Source organism: Chryseobacterium polytrichastri, assembly GCF_900142445.1.
Lineage (GTDB): Bacteria > Bacteroidota > Bacteroidia > Flavobacteriales > Weeksellaceae > Chryseobacterium > Chryseobacterium polytrichastri.
In genome coordinates this window covers 1-2,630 of record NZ_FRAV01000084.1, presented here as the reverse complement: position 1 = coordinate 2,630, position 2,630 = coordinate 1, and the positions used below count along the sequence as shown (strand labels likewise).

1 protein-coding gene is annotated in these 2,630 nt (G+C 32.6%); it reads left to right on the top strand.

The window, feature by feature from the left end; genetic code table 11:
* Window positions 1-487 precede the first annotated feature (487 nt).
* Window positions 488-2,158, top strand: a complete 1,671-nt coding sequence (locus BUB80_RS23045; RefSeq protein ID WP_073298066.1) for a T9SS type A sorting domain-containing protein — start codon at window positions 488-490, stop codon at window positions 2,156-2,158.
* Window positions 2,159-2,630: the final 472 nt, after the last annotated feature.

Here is a 2,630-nt window from a genome sequence, read left to right as displayed (position 1 = left end):
AATTCTTTTTACTTCTTCGTCCAAAACAGGGCGATTGCTTCTTCCTATTATGCTAAAATACAAAATTCTCTAATCTATTTTAGAGGGAATACTTAATGATTATTATCTGTATCTGAGTTTCTTTTAATTTAATGTCAAGATAACTTAAATCAAAGAAGTACTTCTGCTAAAGAAAAAATCAGCTTTATAAATATTTATTAATGTTCTGAGCTTAGTAGACATCCTGTAAATAGCATAGTTTTTTTTCCACAGCATCTTTATCTGATGACCGTCATATATAATAGGAGTCATAACACCATCGGCCACATTCATTTAAAAATTTTTATATAGAGTAACTTCAACTCTACAACCAATAACCAAATCTCCCATCCTAAGACTCATGACATGCTTTATAAACAGATCACAAACAAATATAAATTTATCTTGCGCAGTACATAAAAAAATCTGAATTTTGTATATACACAGATTAATTAAAAAATTTATACAAATGAAGAACACAATTACTCCTTGCTTCAAATATTTATTTTTACTTATTTGCTTAGGCTTTCTATATACCCCAACAAAAGCACAAATTTATACGAGTACCTACAATAACATTAACTATTCTTCCAGTAGACCATATAATTTGAATGTAATCTATTTTGTTCCCAATGACATTCCGCTGGATAATACTTATAAAACAAGACTAAGTGCCCTATTATTGTGGGGACAGGATTTCTATAAACAAAACATGATTAACAACGGATACGGTTCCAAAACCTTTGGTCTTTTTACAGAAACAACCAACTCTAACAATGTAAAATTAATTTTGATCCAAGGTTTATATCCACACACAAGCTACACTTATAACAATCCCAGTCAGATGAATGCAGAGATTGACACTTACTTTACAAGCAATCCGACGCAAAAAACAAGTGATCATAACCTCATTATCTCGGCTGTCACCAACCCCGACACTTCAGATGTTCCTTTTTATGGCCTAGGCAAAAATTGTTATGCACTTGATTATCCTCAGTTTGACATTCAATATCTGGGAAGTAATTCTTACTCGTTTATAGCTTGGTTTGGTGGAATGATACATGAATTAGGTCATGGTATTAATCTTCCACACAGCCATCAAACAAATACAGAAAATATCAATCCTAACAAAGGAATGAATCTCATGTTTGCAGGTAATAGCACATTAGGAATTTCCCCAACTTTCATAAACCGGGCCGGCACTGCTATACTTAATAACAGTCAGGTATTTGCAGATATAGCGGATACTCGTTACAATGGGCATACAGCAAGCTTTAACAGCATTCATACTTCACACAATAGTGGAAGTTTAACCGTTTCAGGAACGTTTCAATCTAATATAACAGTAAAAGATGTAAATATTTATCAAGATCCCTATGCGACTCCCAGTCCTGGTTATTATAGAGTAGCATGGTCTGTAGCACCTGTTGGAAATACCTATTCTATAACTATGCCAATAAGTGAACTGGCCTCCAGTAACGGCCCTTACAATTTACAAATAGAACTTGTACTAGAAAACGGTGAAACCGAATTCGCATATTTTCCCTTCTCTTATATAAGCGGAGCTCCAGATGTCAATATCAATTTTGATGGTGTGTCTACTTGCGCAGGGGGCTCGCTTCAATTTACAACGAATAATACGGGAACATCTTACAAATGGCAATATCTTGCTGCAGGTGGATGGAATGATTATTCGGAAGGAAATGTATCCGGATATGCCACATTTTCCGGCACCCAAACCTCAACAATGACAATATCTAATATTTCATCCATATATATAACAAATCCGAATACTATAAGAGTTGCTATAACACAATCTGATGGATCAATAAAATATTCCAGCGTACAAACTTGGAAAGCAAACACCTGTTCTTTAGCAACATCTGAAACAAAGAAAATTAAAAATCTAAGCGCCTACCCTAATCCGGTAAAAGATGAATTAACAGTGGATCTAGGAACGGCAAAAGATAACTACAATCTAGAAATCACTAATACTTTAGGAGAAATTTTATACAAAATAACAACCTCAGAAAAGACAATTAAAATACCATTCTCCAATATGCCATCTGGTATTTACTTTGTGAATATAAACAGCTCTTCAAATAAAACCAATACCTCCTTTAAAGTCATAAAAGAATAAAAAAAAGAAGCTTTTATACAATTTTCAAGTATTAAAGCTTTTTTTAACTTATTGACACACCAATTAATTTAATACCAAAGCACCTCCATAAACTCACATGTATTGTGTAAAATCTTAAAAAGGCAATATTCGCTACTAAATAGATTATTTTTATGATAAACCTGTTTTAAACTTATTTAAATAAAAAAAGTTCCGAGAAAAAAAGGAAATTAGTGTCGCTAAACAAAAACCTAAGATTCTGGAACTATCAAACAAAGATAAAATAGAAAAGTGGATAATCCAGCACCTGAGTAGAGGAAAAAGAGGATTTCCCAGCCGATTAAATGTATTAAGTATATTTCTATTGATCATAAAACGTTTAAAAACAGGTTGTCAATGAGAGAATTAAGCCTTAAAGAATATTTTTTCAACGAGAAAGTAAGCTGGCAAAGTATCTACTATTATTTCAATAAATGGAGCAAGGATGGTAGTT